Raw genomic sequence first — 18,201 nt, 5'->3', positions numbered from 1 at the left:
AACGATGTTAAAATTGTTTAAAACCATAATCAAAACAGGCGAAGCAACGACCAAATATCCGTTTAAGCCTCTGGATTTACCTGATGGTTTCAGAGGAAAGCCTGAATATGATGCACAGCAATGTATTGTCTGTGGTGCTTGCACCGCAGCCTGTCCTGCTAATGCGTTAACGATGGAAACGAATTTGGAAACAGGCGAGCGTCATTGGCAATTATTCATTGGTCGCTGTATTTACTGCGGTCGTTGTGAAGAAGTTTGCCCAACAAGAGCGATTGTTTTATCCGATATGTTTGAAACGGCAGTGACTAAAAAGTCAGATCTTTATATTAAAGGGACTTTTAAATTATTGAATTGCCGAGAATGCCATCAACCATTTACGCCTAGAAAATCAGTTGAATATGCGATGGAACTATTAGTGCAATCAGGTTGGGATGAGCAAACTGTTGAAGCGATGCGCCCACAATTTGAAACTTGCCCTGAATGTAAGCGTAAACATAACTTGTTATCTGATGGTCGTGAAAATATTAGTGTGGGCGAAATTGGGAGTACAATAAAATGAGTCTACCAGAAATTCCCATTAATCATCATGTTAGCCAACCGATCACCCTTGATGATCAGGTACAAAAGCTAAAACAGACATTGTTGAAAGATATTCAGCGTTCAGCTTATGTTTATCGTGTTGACTGTGGTGGTTGTAATGGTTGTGAGATTGAAATTTTCTCCGCAATTACACCGGTTTTTGATGCTGAACGTTTTGGTATCAAAGTGGTAGCCTCGCCTCGTCACGCTGATATTTTATTATTCACTGGCGCAGTAACGCGCCAGATGCGTGTACCTGCATTACGTGCTTATGAATCAGCGCCAGATCCAAAAATCTGTATCTCTTATGGCGCTTGTGGCTGTGGTGGCGGTATTTTCCACGATCTCTATTGTGTATGGGGTGGTAGTGAATCTATTGTTCCTATTGATGTGTGGATCCCTGGTTGTCCTCCAACACCGGCGGCGACAATTTATGGATTTGCTGTCGCACTGGGTTTGTTAGACCAAAAATTAAAAGGCGAATCACACATTGAAGTAGAAAATGAGAAAGCATCTCTCATTCTGCCTTCCATTCCTTTAGATGCTCGAGTGATGATTGAACGTGAAGCACGTCGTCTTGCTGGCTATTATCAAGGAAGACAAATCAGTGATCACTTCCTTACCTTATTAGAAGGTGCCACTATTCAAGAAGTGAGTGGACGTGTTGATGAATGGCTACGACAAGCTAACGATCCTCGTTTATCAGAGATTGTAAAACGCCTGGTCTATTCATTAAGCCAAGGGGGAATTTATGCCTGATGACGCTAAAGTTTACTTTTGGTCACTAAGACAAAAGTTTGTTGATAGCGATGATGATATTCCTGAGCAAGCGCAACAGGTGATGTACTATTCGCTCGCGATTGGTCACCACGTGGGTATGATTGATTGTCTAAAAACAGAGCTAGTCTGTCCTTTAGAAAAATATAAAGCATGGATTGATTTATTACCTGAAGGTGAAGCAAAACGCAAAATGCAGGGATTGCTGACATTTGGTGAAATCAATATTAACTCGGAGCATACTCACTTATTAGCGTTAGCATTTGATCCTATTATCAAAAATGACGATCCTATTTTTAGTGAATGGAGTCAAACGCTGATTAAATTACTGGGTGAGATCCACGCAGAACCTGCTATTTATTTGATTGTGAAGAGAAAACCATGAGTAAAGCAATGACAGCACCTAAAGTGGTATTAACGGTTGGCAACAGCATGATGGGTGACGATGGTGCAGGCCCTCTGCTTGCTGAGTTAATGGAAGCAAATCCTATTGATGGATGGATTGTTATCAACGGGGGAAGCGCACCTGAAAATGTCTCTTATCAAGTAAGAGAATTACAACCTCAATGTGTTGTCATTGTTGATGCAGCAGATATTGGTCTAAACCCCGGTGAAATTAGGGTGATAGATCCTGACTACATAGCGGAAATGTTTATTATGAGCACCCATAATATGCCGCTGAATTTTCTTATCGATCAATTAAAAGATGATATTCCAGATATCACTTTCTTGGGGATCCAGCCGGATCTCGTCGGTTTTTATTATCCAATGACCGAAGCGGTAAAAAATGCCGTTGATGAAGTGTATCAAGGGATCAAGTCTTGGCGAGTTGATTACTTTCCAGAACTTGAAGTCTGCGATGAAGAAGATATTGAAGAATAAAAATATAACAAGTATCCACTGATTATTTATATAAATAAAAACTAAAACATCCGCTTTGCGGATGTTTTTCGTTAATGTCACTTATATTACTCATTAACTACAAAAATGAGCACTAATGACACTTATATTACTCATTAATAAATGGCATAACGACTGATAACATGTTTTTTCTGTATAAACCTTAATTTTTCCTTTAGTTATTTCTTTTAAAAAATAAACCACCTTAACCCTTTCTTCATGGGATATCTTCAAAGTTAACTATACTTATTCTTTATTAATAATGATTTTTACTTCGAATCGGCAGAAAAGTAACTTTTTATTTAAGCATAACGAGTGAATAGCAAGAATAGCTCCATATTGAGGTTGGTATCTTTGCTATCCTTAACCAATATGTTCAGAACGAAAGTTACTTATTAGAAAGAATAAAAGGTTGGTTATGTCTTCTTTTGTACCTCAATTAAGTATTATCGTTGCCGTTTATAATGGTGAGAAATTTTTATCGAAATTTTTTAACTATTTACAAGCGCAGAAACTACCGAGTTGGGAGCTTATTCTTGTTGATGATGGTTCTAAAGATAATTCACTGAAATTACTTTATGAATGGGAAGATAAATTCCCTGATGTCACTATTTTGACACAAGAAAACCAAGGCGTTTCCGTTGCTCGCAATACTGGTTTTCATGCTGCTCGTGGAAAATACGTCGCTTTCCCTGATATTGACGATGTTATCGATGCTAGAATGTATTCTCGTTTGCTCGAAATCGCTCTTGCTGATGATTTAGATATTGCGACTTGCAATGGTAATTATGTCTATGCAGATGGACGACCTTCACGACCTATATTCCCATCTAACCGATTACATTCAACCGATGTTTTAACTGGGCCACAATGGCTAGAAATGGCATTAAATTCTAAGAAATTTTTGCATGTGACTTGGTTAAATATTTATCGACGCGAATTTCTACTTGCTCATGGTTATTATTTTGAGCCTGGTTTACATCATCAAGATATTCCGTGGACAACAGAAGCATTATTAACCGCTAAACGTGTCAAATATATTGATGAGCGTTACTACGATTACTTTATTCACTCTGGATCTGTTTCTCATACAACACCTAATGATTCTATTCATGTTAGAACAATTCATAATTACATGAAAATATTAGAAATGCTTGATGCTATTAATCAAAAGCATAAGGAAGTGTCTCAAAATATCAATGCATGTTATTGGCAAATAGCAAAAGAGGGGTTGGGGATCATCCATTCAATTGGTTCTATTCAATCTATTGAAGTTAAAAAACAGATAGTTAAAGAGTTTTTTGATAGAGGAATATGGTCATTAATTTGGAATAATGCGAAAGATTTTAGATTGCGTTGGCGTCTAGGACGACGCTATTTTAAATTAAAAAGAATATTAAATTCATAATCACAAGAGGGCACAATAATGTGCCTTTTTTATTTTCAGTGCATATTAAATAAAATGAAATAATCTAATTTCGTTAAAAAGTCACTTTATTTCGTTTTGCGCTCACTAATAAATTCAATGATAAATATATAACTTATTTATTAGAAAAATACTGTGCACTTGCTAGAAGTTTGCCATAATGAGAATTACTGCCTAATAAAAGTTTATGTAAAATCAATAAACTGTCGAATATTATTCGAGTAGTTGAATAAAAAAACTTATTATGATGCCACTGGTTTAGCCTTTATCTGTACCAAGTTGCAGAACATCATAATTATCATTGTTATTTATCTTGTTTCAGCCTCTTCATCTTATTTAGATAGAGACTGATGATAAGTCGTATCTAAAAAATCGGAGAATGTTTTATGTCTATTCGGTTTGGTTGGCGTCAATCATTAGTAACGTTAACTTGCTTAGCCGCGTTAAGCGTCCCTTTTGCAACATCTGCTCAAACGTTGAAATTAGCGATTGGTGAAGAGCCAACAGAGGGATTCGACCCAATGCTGGGTTGGAGTCATGGTAGTTATTTACTTCTTCATAGCCCATTGTTAAAGCAAAATGCGGATCTCTCTTGGTATAGCAATATGTTAAGTGACTATCAGCCAAGTGAAGATGGTAAAACATGGAAATTAACGTTAAAGCCAGATTTAAAATTCTCTGACGGTCTGCCACTTACAGCAAAAGATATCGTTTTTACCTATAACAATGCCGCTGCAAGTGGCGGTAAAGTTGATATGGGTAACTTCCTTTCTGCAAAAGCAGATGATGACTTACATGTCACTATTACATTAAAAGCGCCACAAAGTACTTTTGTTAACGTACTTGGCTCTTTAGGCATTGTTTCTGCTGATAAGTATGATGAAAAAACCTATGCACAAAAGCCAATTGGTGCTGGTCCTTATCGCATGGTCAGCTTCCAACCCGGTCAGCAATTAATTGTTGAAGCTAACCCTTATTATGCAGGACAGAAAAACGATTTTGAAAAACTCATCTTTGTTTTCCTTGATGAAGATGCTGCCTTTGCTGCTGCTCAAAGTGGGCAATTAGGCATTGTGCGTATTCCACCAGCAACGGCTGCAATCGCTAAGAATTTACCAAATACCAAATTGTGGGAAAGACCAAGTGTTGAAAACCGCGGTATTGTTTTCCCAATGGTAAAATCAGGTGAGAAGAACGCCCTAGGTTATGACATTGGTAACGACATCACCGCAGATATCGCTATTCGTAAAGCGATTAACTATGCTCTTGACCGTAAATTGTTATCAGAGCAAGTGCTTGATGGTTATGCCGTTCCTGCATATACCGGCGTAAAAGGTTTACCTTGGGATCAAACTGACGCTGCCTTCAAAGATGGTGATGTTGAAAAAGCGAAGCAAATTCTTGAAGATGCAGGTTGGAAACTGAATAAAAACGGTATTCGTGAAAAGGACGGTTTAGAAGCCAAACTGACCTTATGGTATACCAGTGGTGATGCAACTCGTCGCGATTTAGCCGAGTCAATTCGTGCGCTAGTGCAACCTCTTGGGATTCAAATGGATCTTAAATCAGGAAGTTGGGATACAGTAGAACGCTATATGCACTCAAATCCAACTTTATTTGGTTGGGGTAGCCTTGATCCTATGGAGCTTTATCATCATTACAGTGCTAATGCCGCTGGTGTTGGTTATTATAATCCGGGTTATTATAAAAATCCTGAAGTCGAAAAACACCTACAAGCCGCACTTGATGCCCATACGTGGCAAGAAGCTGTTCCTCATTGGAAAGCCGTTGAGTGGGATGGTAAAAATGGCGTTGGTGTAAAAGGTGATGCTGCTTGGGCTTGGTTGATGAATGTGCAACATACTTACCTAACTAACCCTTGTGTTGATCTGGGTACAGGAACACCTGAAATCCATGGTTCATGGTCATTATTAAATAGCGTAGATACTTGGAAGTGGACTTGTCAGTAATACGTCAAAGTGCGGGTTTTTTCCTGCGATTACTCTGCCTGCTGTTGGTGACAACAGCAGGTGTTTTTATTTTATTAAGTTTTTCACCGATCGATCCCATTAAGGCCTATATCGGTAGTGATCTACTGAATGTTCCTCCGGAACAATATCCTTTAATTGCGGCGCGTTGGGGAATTGACCAACCTTTATGGATGCGATTTTGGCTTTGGTTTAGCCAAATTATTCAAGGGGATTTTGGCTATTCCATGTTGTATAACATGCCTGTTATTGATGTTATTCGTGAGCGTGCCGGGCCTTCGTTTATCTTGCTTTTCTCAGCGTGGGTATTTTCAGGTGTTATTGGCGTTGTGATGGGATTAGTCGCAGGTCGATATCTTAATCGTTGGCCAGATAGAATTATCTCTACTTTATCTTATCTATTAGCCGCATTACCGACATTTTGGGTGGGATTACTGCTGCTATCTCTGTTTTCTGTCACCTTACATTGGGCACCAATTTGTTGTGCGTGGCCGATGGGAAGTAGTGCCGAAACGGCAACATTAAGTCAGCGTTTTTCTCATCTGATCTTACCTATGATTGCGCTTGGATTATTAGGCACTGGGAATATCGCTTTGCATACTCGCGCAAAAGTTGCCGAAGTTATGGGCAGTGAATTTATCCATTTTGCTAAGGCTCAAGGTGATAAAGGGTGGGCTATGATGCTATTTCATGTTCTACGTCATGCCATTACACCTGCACTTTGCTTACAGTTTGCATCAATCGGCGAATTGCTTGGAGGCTCTCTCTTAGCAGAGAAAGTGTTTGCTTATCCTGGATTAGGGCAAGCAACGGTTGATGCCGGATTACGAGGAGATATTCCTCTGTTAATGGGTATTGTTGTTTTTAGTACTATTTTGATTTTCTTTGGCAATAGTATTTCTAACTTGCTATTGCGACGTATTAATAAAGGAATTTTGCGAGACTCATGATTTACGATCCAAATAGGCCTTTGTTGCGACTTTTATTAGTAGCCCTCGCGTTAATTGGGTTAGTGGCGTATGGCTTTTCTGTTTCTCATACGGATATCGCAATGGATTTTCTGGCTAGGAATCAAGCTCCGTCAGATCAGTATTGGTTTGGGACTGATAACTTAGGTCGTTCTTTATGGCTACGTTGTTTCCAAGGTATGTTGAGCAGTTTAAATATCGGAGTGACGAGTGCAGTTGTTAGTGGTGCAATCGCCTTGATTTTTGCTGGTATCTCCTCAATTAACCGTTATTGTGATTTTTTTGTAAGAGGCGTTGTTGACGCGCTTTTAGCATTACCTCATTTATTACTGTTGATTTTAATTTGTTTTACATTAGGTGGTGGGCAACAAGGGGTAATTTGGGCGGTGGCATTAACCCATTGGCCTAAATTAGCTTTAATTTTAAGAGGCGAAATTCAGCGTATTAGAGAAGCTGATTATGTGATGTTATCACGCCGTATTGGTAATACTCCTTTTGAGTGCGTGAAAAAACACTATATCCCTATGCTATTACCTCAGTGGATCGTGGGAACATTGTTAATGTTTCCTCATGCCGTATTGCATAGCGCAGCCTTAAGTTTCCTCGGTTTTGGTCAGGCAGCTCATGAACCTTCACTCGGCTTGTTACTGGCTGATGCACTGCGTTATTTAAGTACGGGCTCATGGTGGATGGTGGTGTTTCCGGGATTGATTTTGATGTGCTTGGTATTGATCTTCGATCAATTTGCTAAAGCAATGCAACAGTTATGGTTAAGAGGGGCAGGATGTTAAGTTTTGAACAGCTTTCCATTGATATCGCACAATTTCGTTGGCTAGGAAAACGAAATTGGCAACCGTTGCTAAAATCAATCTCATTGGATATTAAACCCGGAAAGATGCTGGCATTAGTCGGTGGCAGTGGTGAAGGTAAAAGCCTGTTATTACAAAGTGCATTAGGACTTTTGCCTGCCAATATGCGAGTCCGTGGTGCGATTAAATTGAATGGGCATACACTAAGTGAACGGGAACTTATCGCTTATCGAGGGAATACCTTTTGTTATATTCCTCAAGGTGTGAGCGCTCTTAATCCGTTGATCTGTATCGGTGATCAATTAAGTCGCTCTGCGCGTTTAAGTGGCGCAGATGTCTCGTCTGATGATATCGTGCAACAGTTAGGGCTGTATCATCTATCAGGCTCTTTGGTAAAAACGTACCCAGCAAAACTTTCTGGTGGGATGGCAAAACGAGTGTTGGCCTGTAATGCGACACTCTCTAATGCACAATATATTTTGGCTGATGAGATCACCTCATGGCTTGATGATGAACATGCATGTTTGTTATTAGGGCATTTAAGAGAGTTATGCAATCAAGGTAAATCAGTGCTTTGGGTTACGCATGATTTAGCTTTAGCCGCACGATTTGCGGATACAATAGCGGTGCTTAATCAGGGTGAAGTTAACGAGATTATTCCAGCTAATGTGCTTAATCGCCATGAAGGTAGTGAGTGGTTGAAAACACTCTGGAATGCATTACCTGAACAGCAATTTATAAATACAAAAGAAGCATCACTTAACCCATTATAATATTGAGTTCTTAAGTTTTATTTTTATACGTTTAATTTGTTATTTCTGGAGTTATCTTTATGCCACTTTTAGAGTTAAAACAATTATCTGTGGAGCAAGCAGGTAAAGTGTTATGGCAAGATCTCTCCTTTTCGTTAGATGCGGGAGAGCGACTCGGTATTTCAGCGCCAAGTGGCACAGGAAAAACGACATTAGGTCGTGTTTTAGCTCAGTGGCAAACGCCTACTCAAGGTTCAATTCTTGTTAATGGTAAACCATTATCTAACAAGGGGTATTGCCCTATTCAGTTAGTTCCTCAACACCCTGATAAATGTTTTAATCCCTTTCGAACAACGGGAGATAGTGTTCGTGATGCTTGGTCACCAGATGAAAGTTGGTTTGAAAAACTAAGGATCAAGCAAGAGTGGTTAACGCGTAGACCTAATGAATTATCTGGCGGAGAGCTTGCACGTATTGCGTTATTACGAGCATTAGATCCTCGTACTCAAATCTTAATTGCTGATGAAGTAACTGCGCAGTTAGATGCACAAATCCAAGCTGATATTTGGCAAGTATTGATCGATGAAAGTCAGAAGCGTCCTTTAAGTTTGATTATTTTTAGCCACAATAAAGCACTACTTGAGAAGGTTTCGACCAAAGTGTGGTGGGTCGATAAAGAAGAGTATTTCTATAATAAGAACGGATAACTATCCTCTTTAATAAAAAAGCTTCCTATATTTTGATATAGGAAGCCAAATATAACGGCTAAATGTAACAATAAGGAATTAGAAGCGATAAGTGTAACTTACACCTATTTGCATATCGTGATTACGATAGGTTGTCATTTCCCAATTTACGGATGTATTGATGGAAGACTGTTTATCAAATTGATAAGTTAACCCTACATTAGCAAATGGGCGTTGTTTGAGTTGCTTTTTATTGCCAACGTGATCAATGTTTTGCTGACCTATGTAATCAATATGGCTACGGAAATCTCCTTGATGGTGCGATAAGTTCCACAATAAGCCCGCCTTAGTATTAAATATGAATGATGAACCTAGTAAATAATCCATACCTAATCCCATTTTGGCTAATAGCGAATGTGTTTTCAGTGCATCATAGTGCGCTACAAATTGCGCATTCTTAGTTTCGCTGTAGGCTGTGCGAGAAATCTGATTGAAAGTAAGCCCTGCAAACGGAGTAAGCAGTAAATTATCTGATAGTGAATAAGGATAATAAGCTTTTAAATCAATGTGATAACCAGAAACCTTAGCGTTACCCTTACCTGATTCAGTATCTGCTAATGCTTGTCTTTCAATAGAAACTTTACGATTTAAATAAGCTCCCTTTAAGGAAAGATGCAGTGCATTACTGTTTAACTCAGCATTGAGTGACGGCATTAAATCTAAGCTAAAACCAATTAAAGGTAATGCATAGCCTTGATATTGATAGCCTTTCGGTAACGAAGAGTAGACATCAGTATCAATTGCTAAACCAACAACGAATGGAATATGTTTAATGTCAAAACGATAAGCTCCACTTAATCCTGTTTGTGTCGCATTGGCTTTATTTAAATTTTGATAATGTGTAAAACCACTAATGCAAGCTTTTTCAGTGCCTACAGAGCAAGTTGCAGATGCCAGATAACGTAATTGACCTTGTTGCATATCCATTAATTTATAGCTATTTTCAGCCATTAATTGCATGGATTTATAAGTATTTTCAATATCAATAGGCTTACTAATAACAACGGATGGTTTGGTATTTGCTTTCTCTTTAGCGCGCAGTGCTAATTCGTCTTCAGCGAGTAGTATTTCTTTCGCCAAATGCTCTTTTTCAGCTTGCTCTTTTTGTTTGGCAATCTCGGCTAAGTGTTCTTTCTCAGCTTGCTCTTTTTGTTTGGCAATCTGGGCTAAGTGTTCTTTCTCAGCTTGCTCTTTTTGTTTGGCAATCTGGGCTAAGTGTTCTTTCTCAGCTTGCTCTTTTTGTTTGGCAATCTGGGCTAAGTGTTCTTTCTCAGCTTGCTCTTTTTGTTTGGCAATCTGGGCTAAGTGTTCTTTCTCAGCTTGCTCTTTTTGTTTGGCAATCTCGGCTAAGTGCTCTTTCTCAGCTTGCCCTTTTTGTTTGGCAATCTGGGCTAGGTGCTCTTTTTCAGCTTGCTCTTTTTGTTTAGCAATCTGGGCTAGGTGTTCTTTCTCTGTTGTTGTTTTATCTTGATCCTCTTTATTTTTATTTATTGCCATGCCTTGTTGTATATCAAGCGCTTCTTTGTATACGTTATATTGATATTCTCTGGCTTTTAATTCAGGTGTTAATGCTAATGATTCAAAATTATTTAAAGTATTTTGTATATTATCGAGTTCATTTTGTGCTAAATTCTCGTTATCTTGATATTTTGTATATTCACCAATGTACTTATTGAATAAATCAGGATCATCTAATTTTTTTTCTAAACTTAATTTATTTAAATTTGCTTCATTTCTTCTTTTTTCAGTCTCTTTTTGTTTTTCTAAAAGCGTGAGTCTAATTTTTTCTCTTTCTTTATTAATATCTAAGGAAAGATTATCAACTATATTCTTCATTGATGAAATGTTATTATTAGTAATTAATGCTTGATAATCTTTATCTATTTTATTGGTTTCTTCTATTTTCCAACTAACAAATTTCCAGATATTATCTTTATTATTAGCGACACCAAAAGCAACCTTACCGTCACTTGAGATAGCGTGTGCTTCAGATTCTAATTCATTGGAGTGGTTTAAGTTTGGTAGTAATAATGAAGTATCATTATCTCTAAAGTAGATAAAGGCACTTCTAGGATATCTCGATTCTAAATCTTTATTATAGTCAAAGCTTCTATTGATATTTCGTTTATATCCTTGCTCTACCCAGCCTACAATAGTATTACCATTGTCTGAAATTCCAGTAGCTTCTGAATTATAATAATCATTATTATCTGGGTTTATTCTGCTAGGAATAATGGTTTTGTTCTCTTTTGTATCGAAAATAAATGCTTGTCTAAGTAGTCTTTGATTTCGCTCATTTTTATACTTTACTCTATCTTCTAACCAGCCTACTGCAATATTATTTTTTGACATTGCATTTATTTTTGCGTCACCATGTTCTGATTTTGAAATAAAATTAATAGTGTTGTTAATTGAGTCATAAATAAAAGCAGGTTTACTTTCTGAAATAGATGATGTTCTGTTTAACGTGCCATATAAATATTTCCCATCAAAAGAAACACCTGTCAAAATAGGTTTTCTATCTATAATATCATTAATAAAATCTAAATTTAGGAAAGATTTAAATCTGTTTTTTTCTAAATGATTATTTATGTCCGTATTTTCAATATCTTTTAGTGAGATTGTTTTTTTAGTTTTATTATCATAGATAAAGTAGGACATTTTATTATAAGGAAGATAACCATTGTTAGCTTCTTTTATGGTTTCATACTCTGTTGAATAATCAGCGTAAAGGCTAAATCTACCATCTTTTGTTGTAAGGAAATAATCTTCCTTATCATAATAAGTATCTTCTTTTGAATTAAATTGATGAACCGTTTTTAGATAAGTATCATAGATAAAAAATCGTTTTAATATATTTTTTTCTTTATTTTTAAGATGATTTCCATGAGCTGTAATGTAACGGCCATCTTCTGATAACGAAAGGAAATTTATATTACTATAATGTTCAATTTCTAAACTTTGGAAATTAACCCCAGCATCATAACTTATACTGTTTTTATTATTGTTAGATAGAATAATAATGTTTGAATATTTTGATGATAATATTGTTGGCGTTGTTTTAGATGATAGCTTTCCGTGATGATAAAAATTATTTGGTAGAGTTAAGTTATTTTTATTTACTTCATAAAATTTAAAATCAATAGGAGATGTTTCTATTAATTCGTAAGTGATATATTTAGAGTAACTTAATGAAGGGGTGACTATTAGCGATATAATAATTGAAGTTTTTAATTTCTTTCTATTTATAAGCATAAGGAATGACTCCGTCTATTTTGCAGGTTTTTGAAGATTAATTTGAACGTATAAACCTGTCAATATTAGAGTGTTTTATTTAAAAAATTTTATTTTAATTATTTTAGATATTATTAGTTTTTAATTTGTTTTATTTTATTTAATATATTTTTATTATGAATATATGTTAGGTGTTTTTATGAATGTGATGTTTCTTTTATTAAGTTCTATTTTCAGTCGATTAATATCATCTTTATTGGCGGATTGCCAATTTACAGCTTCTCCATAAACACCATGTTGATGAAATGCATTAATACGAATCAATACAGATTCACCAAGTGAATTAATAAACTGCGAAAGTAATTCAATATTTTCTAAATAATCGGTTTTTTCTGGAATATATAAAAGACGTAATTCTGTAAGTAATTTATTATTAGCTAACCATTTGATTGATTCTTTAATCCGCTGATTTCCTCGCCCAGTTAAATAAATATGGATATCTTCATCCCAGCTTTTTAAATCAATCATGGCTCCATCCATAAAAGGGGCGACTTTTTGCCATCCATTAAGAGAAAGAGTGCCGTTACTGTCAATTAAACAAGTCAGATGTTTGAGATCAGGTGCTTCTTTGATTGCTTTAAAATAATCAATTAAAAAAGGTAGTTGCAATGTTGATTCACCACCGCTGACTGTCACCCCATTAATAAATGCTGCATATTTTCGTGTAATAACCATTAACTCATCAACAGTATAGGTTAAGGTCATTGGACTTGATTGCCGTGGGCATTGCTGAATACAAGTGTCACACTGTTCGCAACTGGTACTGTTCCAACTCATGACACCATTTTGCAGTGAAAGTGCTTGCTGTGGGCACGTTGGAATGCAGTCACCACAATTGTCACAGATCCCCATGGTGTAGGGATTGTGGCAATTTTTGCACCGCAGATTACATCCTTGTAGAAAGATAGCCAGACGATTGCCTGGACCATCAACACAAGAGAAGGGGAGTATCTTATTTATCGAAGCGCATCTGCTGTTCATGACTGATAACTCGTGGTTTTCGTTCAGCAATATGACAGTTTGCTGTGGCTTCATCACCTAACCAAGTAGTATTAAGACGAGAGCCTTCTTCTTTATATTTTTTCAAATCAGATAAGCGCACCATGTAACCCGTTACACGAACGAGATCATTTCCACCCACATTGGCGGTAAATTCTCTTAGTCCAGAGGAAAATGCCCCTAAACAGAGTTGCATTAGGGCATCAGGATTCTGTTTGATGGTTTCATCCACGGTTAAAATATCGCTGATCCCTGAGGTATAAAATTGATGGTGAGGAGCAACCGTCATTAAGTGGGTAACAGGATCAGGCTCTTTACCATAAGGGATACGAGTCGCAGGCGTTGTGCCGATATCAGAACTGATACCCGATTGAGCATGTAACATCGCTCGGTGGTTCCAGCCGTATTTTACGGGAGTTTCTGTAACAAATTGTGCCAGTTTCTCGCTGATCATATAGCTAAGTTTATTGGCAGATTCATTATCGCCATAAGCAGCATTTTTACCTTCTTTTTCAAGTAAAAGCGCTACTGCTTCAGCCATTCCATAAATACCAAACATCGGCGCAAAACGATCAGGCGAGATCAACCCTTCTTCAACTAAGAAACTTTGTTTAAAGAAGTTAGATTTTTCATAGAGAAACTCACAACGAGCATCAATGATCTCAATCTGTTTTTGCATATAAAAAGGCAATACATTATTAAGAAAATCGAGGCTATTTTGGCTACGCTGTGCAACCTCTTTAAGGTTTATACGCACTAAGGTGCTGCCACCACCACTTTGAGGCAGCGAGTTATAACAACTCACAATGCCGTATTCATCTTTGCCAAATACCGCATCTTGCAGCGTACCATTCGCAATGTGGGGTTTACTGCTGTGGCAAATATTGGTGATAGCTTGGTGAAGTAAATCAGCAGGCGTTGATTTCGCATCATAAATAAACGTGAGATTAGGTGCGACTTGCTGAAGTTCAACATCCACTTTAAGAATTAGACGCGTAAGAACAGAGTCTTCAGGGCCGATATTGGCGTGCATAAAGGCATCTGGTAGCGTTCTATCAAGATAGCGCCAGAAATGTTTTAATTTAGGGTAAAGCTGTTCTTCGGTCAGTTCGCCAACATAAGGCAATAAGATTTTATCAATGCGCCCTAAATAAACAGGCATAGAGGTTACAGAAGGAACATGATGATAAAGAATAGTCAGCATGTTTAAAGCATCATCAAAATCTTGCGCAGGTTCCAGTTCTAAATAGCGAGAGCCTTGTGCTAAAAACTTCGCATAATCGGGTAAGACATAACGCGGTTTATAAGGGGCGTGACCTTCATACATATCACAGATAACCCGTTCATTAAGCGCTTTAGCTGCATCCTCAGGAAGTGAGGGATAAGGCAACATATTTTCAGCTTCTAAAGCGAGAAAATGACGTTTTTGTTCAGGGGAAAGGGTTGGGTTTTCTACGATTTGTTGACAACGTTGGATAACAGATTGTTCAGTCATAACCACCTCAGTACTCAAAGAGCCAGAAAAAGATTTAAAACCTATCTTTTTAGGTTAATGACTTGATTAGAATTTACCGTGACTTTAAACAAAACCCCTTTAAAGATTAAGGAAATAGCACGAAAATACGTATAAATTAGATATATCTAAATAAAGTTATGGTTAGCTAGAAATAAAAAAAGTGAGCTCAGCTAATGAATAACTCAACCCACTTAGTGACTTCTTAATGTAATAAAAATCTATGGCTTATCTGTTTTATTCTCGGTGTCGTTATCTTTCTCTTCATCACCCTCATTTTCTTCTACTTCCTCTTTTTCAGTACGAGGCGGTAAGTTGGCAGTTAATAAATAAGGTGATTGTTGCCAATGAACAGGGGTTAACTGAAGAAGGTTATGAGAAAGCAAAAAGCCAATTGCAAGCGCAACTAATAACATGACACGTAGTAAATTTGTCGTGTTATCGACTTGGCTTGATTCAGTGACAAGCTGGTGAGTATCCAGAGTGAGTCTTAAAAAGCCTTTGGGTTTATCTTTGCCCGGTACAGGTACAACAAGTTGGTGATTAAAAGAACCGCCACTCTTTTGCCCTTCTAAAGCTAATCGCTCTTTAACAGTGACATTTTCACCACTATGCGCTATTTGTGTACCATCTTCTAAATAGAGACTGGCATCAAGCACCCGACTATCATGAGTCAGATGATTTAAATTAGCCATAATGAGGGGATTTACGTTATCTTTGCTACTGTCATCTATATAAGTGGATAAAGAGAACGCAACTTGTTCTGCCAGCGTTTTTGCAAGCTCTTCAAACTGAGTAATACGGGCGTGCTGATTTGCACGGCTAAAATAAGACGCGCCTTGCATAAGAAATGCCAATAGTGCGATACAAATCAGTATAATCGCCGTTTTTTGTAGTTTGAATTTTAGTTTGTCTTTAAGCATGTTCATCCTTTTGCGTAAGCAAGTATGTGCATGTTGCCAGATGAGTCAGAGATAGAATAGGCTGAATAACGATTATTTTGTTCAGACAGGGGAAAACAGGAGAATAAGTATGTCAAATAGTCTGACCTATTGCTATTTACCGGATGAAATCCGTAAATGGCCAGGTCTGCCATTATCACTCAGCGGTGAAGAGGTAATGCCACTAGATTACCGCGCTGGCGATAGTGGGTGGTTACTTTATGGACGTGAACTTGATAAGAAAAGAATAAGCGAGTTCCAACATAAATTAGGTGTGGCAATCGTAGTGGTTTCTTCATGGCGCATTGATGATTACCAAGTTGTGCGTATTGCAGGTAGCCTAACTCGCCGAATCCGCCGTTTATCCGATGAATGTGGCCTAGATGTCGTTCCTCTAGGTGAAATTCCTCGTTTACGCTCTCCTGGGCTTTTAGTGATGGATATGGATTCAACGGCTATTCAAATTGAATGTATTGATGAAATCGCCAAACTTGCTGGAGTAGGTGATAAAGTTGCTGCGATAACAGAGCGAGCAATGCAAGGTGAAATGGATTTTAGTGAAAGCTTAAAACTCCGTGTTGCTGAGCTTAAAGGTGCGGACGCTTCTATTTTACAAAAAGTGATGGATGATTTGCCTCTTATGCCGGGGTTAACGAGCTTAGTTCGAAAACTTCAGGCAATGGATTGGCATATTGCTATCGCATCTGGCGGTTTTACTTATTTTGCTGATAACTTAAAACAAAAATTACGTTTAGTGGCTGCTGTTGCTAATCATCTTGAAATTAAAGATGGCAAACTAACAGGTAAAGTTAAAGGTCCTATTGTTGATGCGAAATATAAAGCGCAAGTCCTTGCTCGTTTAGCTAAGGATTTAGAGATCCCAATAGAGCAAACAATTGCCATTGGTGATGGTGCAAACGATCTTAAAATGTTGAGAAAAGCAGGGCTAGGTATTGCTTATCATGCAAAACCTAAAGTATATGCTCAGGCGAAAGTGGCGATCCGCCACGCTGATCTAATGGGTGTATTGTGCATTTTAAGTGGTGGCTTAAAACACGAAGAGCGCTAAAGGCGTTTTTCTAAAATAGTTATTGTTGGGAGAGAAGTGTGGCAAAAGCAGCAAAAAGAGCGTTTGTATGTAATGAATGTGGTGCAGATTATCCTCGCTGGCAAGGACAATGTTCTGCTTGTCATGCATGGAATACAATTACAGAAGTGCGCCTTGCAGCAGCCCCTTCTTCCCGCAACGACCGTTTTAGTGGATTTGCGGGTGATGCAAAAGGTGTTAGCCGTGTTCAAAAACTATCGGAAATTAGCCTTGAAGCGTTACCTCGATTCTCCACAGGATTTAAAGAGTTTGATCGTGTATTAGGTGGTGGTGTTGTTCCCGGAAGTGCCATTTTAATCGGGGGAAGCCCCGGCGCAGGTAAGAGTACTTTATTGCTACAAACCATGTGCCGTTTAGCGACTGAAATGAAAACACTGTATGTCACAGGTGAAGAGTCGCTACAACAAGTCGCTATGCGCGCTCATCGATTAGGTTTACCGACAGCAGAACTGAATATGTTGTCAGAAACCAGTATTGAACAGATTTGTTTAATTGCCTCACAAGAACAACCTAAATTAATGGTGATTGACTCTATTCAAGTGATGCATATGGCGGATATTCAATCTTCACCGGGCAGTGTTGCTCAAGTTCGAGAAACCGCTGCTTATCTGACTCGTTTTGCTAAAACTAATGATGTTGCCATTATTATGGTAGGTCATGTGACAAAAGATGGCACATTGGCAGGGCCTAAAGTGTTGGAACACTGTATTGACTGCTCAGTGATGTTGGATGGCGAAACAGACTCTCGTTTTCGTACTTTACGTAGTCATAAAAACCGTTTTGGTGCCGTTAATGAATTAGGCGTTTTTGCCATGACAGAACAAGGATTACGAGAAGTGAGCAATCCCTCAGCTATCTTTTTAAGTCGAGGTGATGAAGTTACATCGGGCAGCTCTGTGATGGTGGTGTGGGAAGGTACAAGACCTTTGCTGGTGGAGATCCAAGCCTTAGTTGACCACTCAATGTTATCCAATCCACGCCGTGTTGCAGTGGGATTAGAACAAAATCGACTGGCTATTCTACTTGCTGTTTTACATCGCCATGGCGGATTACAAATGTCTGACCAAGACGTTTTTGTGAATGTGGTTGGTGGGGTAAAAGTGACAGAAACCAGTGCAGATTTAGCCTTGTTATTATCATTGGTATCAAGTTTTCGTAATCGTCCTTTACCGCGTGATTTAGTGATATTTGGTGAAGTAGGGCTTGCGGGAGAAATTCGACCTGTACCTAGTGGACAAGAGCGTATTGCAGAAGCAGCAAAACATGGATTTAAACGGGCAATTGTACCTAGTGCAAATATGCCGAAAAAGAATCCACCTGATATGAAAGTGTATGGTGTGAAGAAGCTGTCAGATGCGTTATCTGTCCTTGATGATTTGGAAGATTTCTAAAGGAGAAAAG

The 18,201-nt window shown here is 38.0% G+C and carries 16 protein-coding genes; 12 read left to right on the top strand and 4 right to left on the bottom strand.

Going from position 1 to position 18,201, the window contains the following annotated elements:
- The first annotated feature begins 4 nt into the window (after window positions 1-4).
- From hyfH to D7029_RS16210, 10 genes are all read left to right on the top strand, one after another.
- Window positions 5-559 (top strand): hydrogenase 4 subunit H, encoded by a 555-nt coding sequence (gene hyfH, locus D7029_RS16255; RefSeq protein ID WP_075673442.1) that lies wholly within the window; start codon window positions 5-7, stop codon window positions 557-559.
- Window positions 556-1,338: an NADH-quinone oxidoreductase subunit B family protein gene (locus D7029_RS16250; protein ID WP_072069032.1), complete on the top strand. Its 783-nt coding sequence runs from the start codon at window positions 556-558 to the stop codon at window positions 1,336-1,338. The genes hyfH and D7029_RS16250 overlap by 4 nt, the downstream gene beginning before the upstream one ends.
- Complete coding sequence (locus D7029_RS16245) at window positions 1,331-1,741, top strand: formate hydrogenlyase maturation HycH family protein (protein ID WP_088494545.1); 411 nt, start codon at window positions 1,331-1,333, stop codon at window positions 1,739-1,741. Before D7029_RS16250 ends, D7029_RS16245 begins: the two co-directional genes overlap by 8 nt.
- Window positions 1,738-2,238 (top strand): hydrogenase maturation peptidase HycI, encoded by a 501-nt coding sequence (gene hycI / locus D7029_RS16240; RefSeq protein WP_088494546.1) that lies wholly within the window; start codon window positions 1,738-1,740, stop codon window positions 2,236-2,238. The genes D7029_RS16245 and hycI overlap by 4 nt, the downstream gene beginning before the upstream one ends.
- A 436-nt stretch (window positions 2,239-2,674) precedes the next feature.
- Complete coding sequence (locus D7029_RS16235; protein WP_088494549.1) at window positions 2,675-3,664, top strand: glycosyltransferase; 990 nt, start codon at window positions 2,675-2,677, stop codon at window positions 3,662-3,664.
- Between the two features lie 404 nt (window positions 3,665-4,068).
- Entirely contained in the window at window positions 4,069-5,652 is a 1,584-nt protein-coding gene (locus tag D7029_RS16230; protein WP_088494550.1) for an ABC transporter substrate-binding protein, read from the top strand.
- Window positions 5,637-6,620: an ABC transporter permease gene (locus D7029_RS16225; RefSeq protein ID WP_088494551.1), complete on the top strand. Its 984-nt coding sequence runs from the start codon at window positions 5,637-5,639 to the stop codon at window positions 6,618-6,620. Before D7029_RS16230 ends, D7029_RS16225 begins: the two co-directional genes overlap by 16 nt.
- Entirely contained in the window at window positions 6,617-7,429 is an 813-nt protein-coding gene (locus D7029_RS16220; protein WP_088494552.1) for an ABC transporter permease, read from the top strand. Before D7029_RS16225 ends, D7029_RS16220 begins: the two co-directional genes overlap by 4 nt.
- Entirely contained in the window at window positions 7,423-8,220 is a 798-nt protein-coding gene (locus tag D7029_RS16215; RefSeq protein WP_194951251.1) for an ATP-binding cassette domain-containing protein, read from the top strand. Before D7029_RS16220 ends, D7029_RS16215 begins: the two co-directional genes overlap by 7 nt.
- 59 nt (window positions 8,221-8,279) lie before the next feature.
- Window positions 8,280-8,906 carry an ATP-binding cassette domain-containing protein gene (locus tag D7029_RS16210; protein ID WP_194951250.1) on the top strand — a complete coding sequence of 209 codons (627 nt, stop codon included), beginning with the start codon at window positions 8,280-8,282 and terminating at the stop codon, window positions 8,904-8,906.
- Window positions 8,907-8,984: 78 nt separating this feature from the next.
- On the opposite strand, the gene D7029_RS18950 is transcribed toward D7029_RS16210, so the two are convergent.
- The 4 genes from D7029_RS18950 to D7029_RS16190 all read right to left on the bottom strand — a co-directional run bounded on the left by D7029_RS18950 (window position 8,985) and on the right by D7029_RS16190 (window position 15,674).
- On the bottom strand, window positions 8,985-12,200 hold the full coding sequence (locus D7029_RS18950; RefSeq protein WP_228766705.1) for an autotransporter domain-containing protein: 3,216 nt from the start codon (window positions 12,198-12,200) through the stop codon (window positions 8,985-8,987).
- A 153-nt stretch (window positions 12,201-12,353) separates the two neighbouring features.
- The gene (locus D7029_RS16200; protein ID WP_194951249.1) at window positions 12,354-13,220 is read right to left on the bottom strand and encodes a YjjW family glycine radical enzyme activase; all 867 of its coding nucleotides are present in this window, start codon (window positions 13,218-13,220) and stop codon (window positions 12,354-12,356) included.
- Window positions 13,192-14,733, bottom strand: coding sequence for a YjjI family glycine radical enzyme (locus D7029_RS16195; RefSeq protein ID WP_194951248.1), 1,542 nt, complete (start codon window positions 14,731-14,733; stop codon window positions 13,192-13,194). The genes D7029_RS16200 and D7029_RS16195 overlap by 29 nt, the downstream gene beginning before the upstream one ends.
- A gap of 239 nt (window positions 14,734-14,972) precedes the next feature.
- Window positions 14,973-15,674 carry a YtjB family periplasmic protein gene (locus tag D7029_RS16190; protein ID WP_194951247.1) on the bottom strand — a complete coding sequence of 234 codons (702 nt, stop codon included), beginning with the start codon at window positions 15,672-15,674 and terminating at the stop codon, window positions 14,973-14,975.
- Between the two features lie 109 nt (window positions 15,675-15,783).
- Here D7029_RS16190 and serB point away from each other — a divergent pair, with 109 nt between their 5' ends.
- Together serB and radA are read left to right on the top strand one after the other, a co-directional pair.
- A complete protein-coding gene (serB, locus tag D7029_RS16185) occupies window positions 15,784-16,761 on the top strand; it encodes a phosphoserine phosphatase (RefSeq protein ID WP_075672712.1) in 978 nt (325 codons plus the stop codon).
- 38 nt (window positions 16,762-16,799) lie between these two features.
- Window positions 16,800-18,191 (top strand): DNA repair protein RadA, encoded by a 1,392-nt coding sequence (gene radA / locus D7029_RS16180; RefSeq protein ID WP_194951246.1) that lies wholly within the window; start codon window positions 16,800-16,802, stop codon window positions 18,189-18,191.
- Window positions 18,192-18,201: the final 10 nt, after the last annotated feature.

It is taken from the genome of Proteus vulgaris (genome assembly GCF_016647575.1).
Lineage (GTDB): Bacteria > Pseudomonadota > Gammaproteobacteria > Enterobacterales > Enterobacteriaceae > Proteus > Proteus mirabilis_B.
This window is presented reverse-complemented; position numbering and strand designations above follow the sequence as displayed.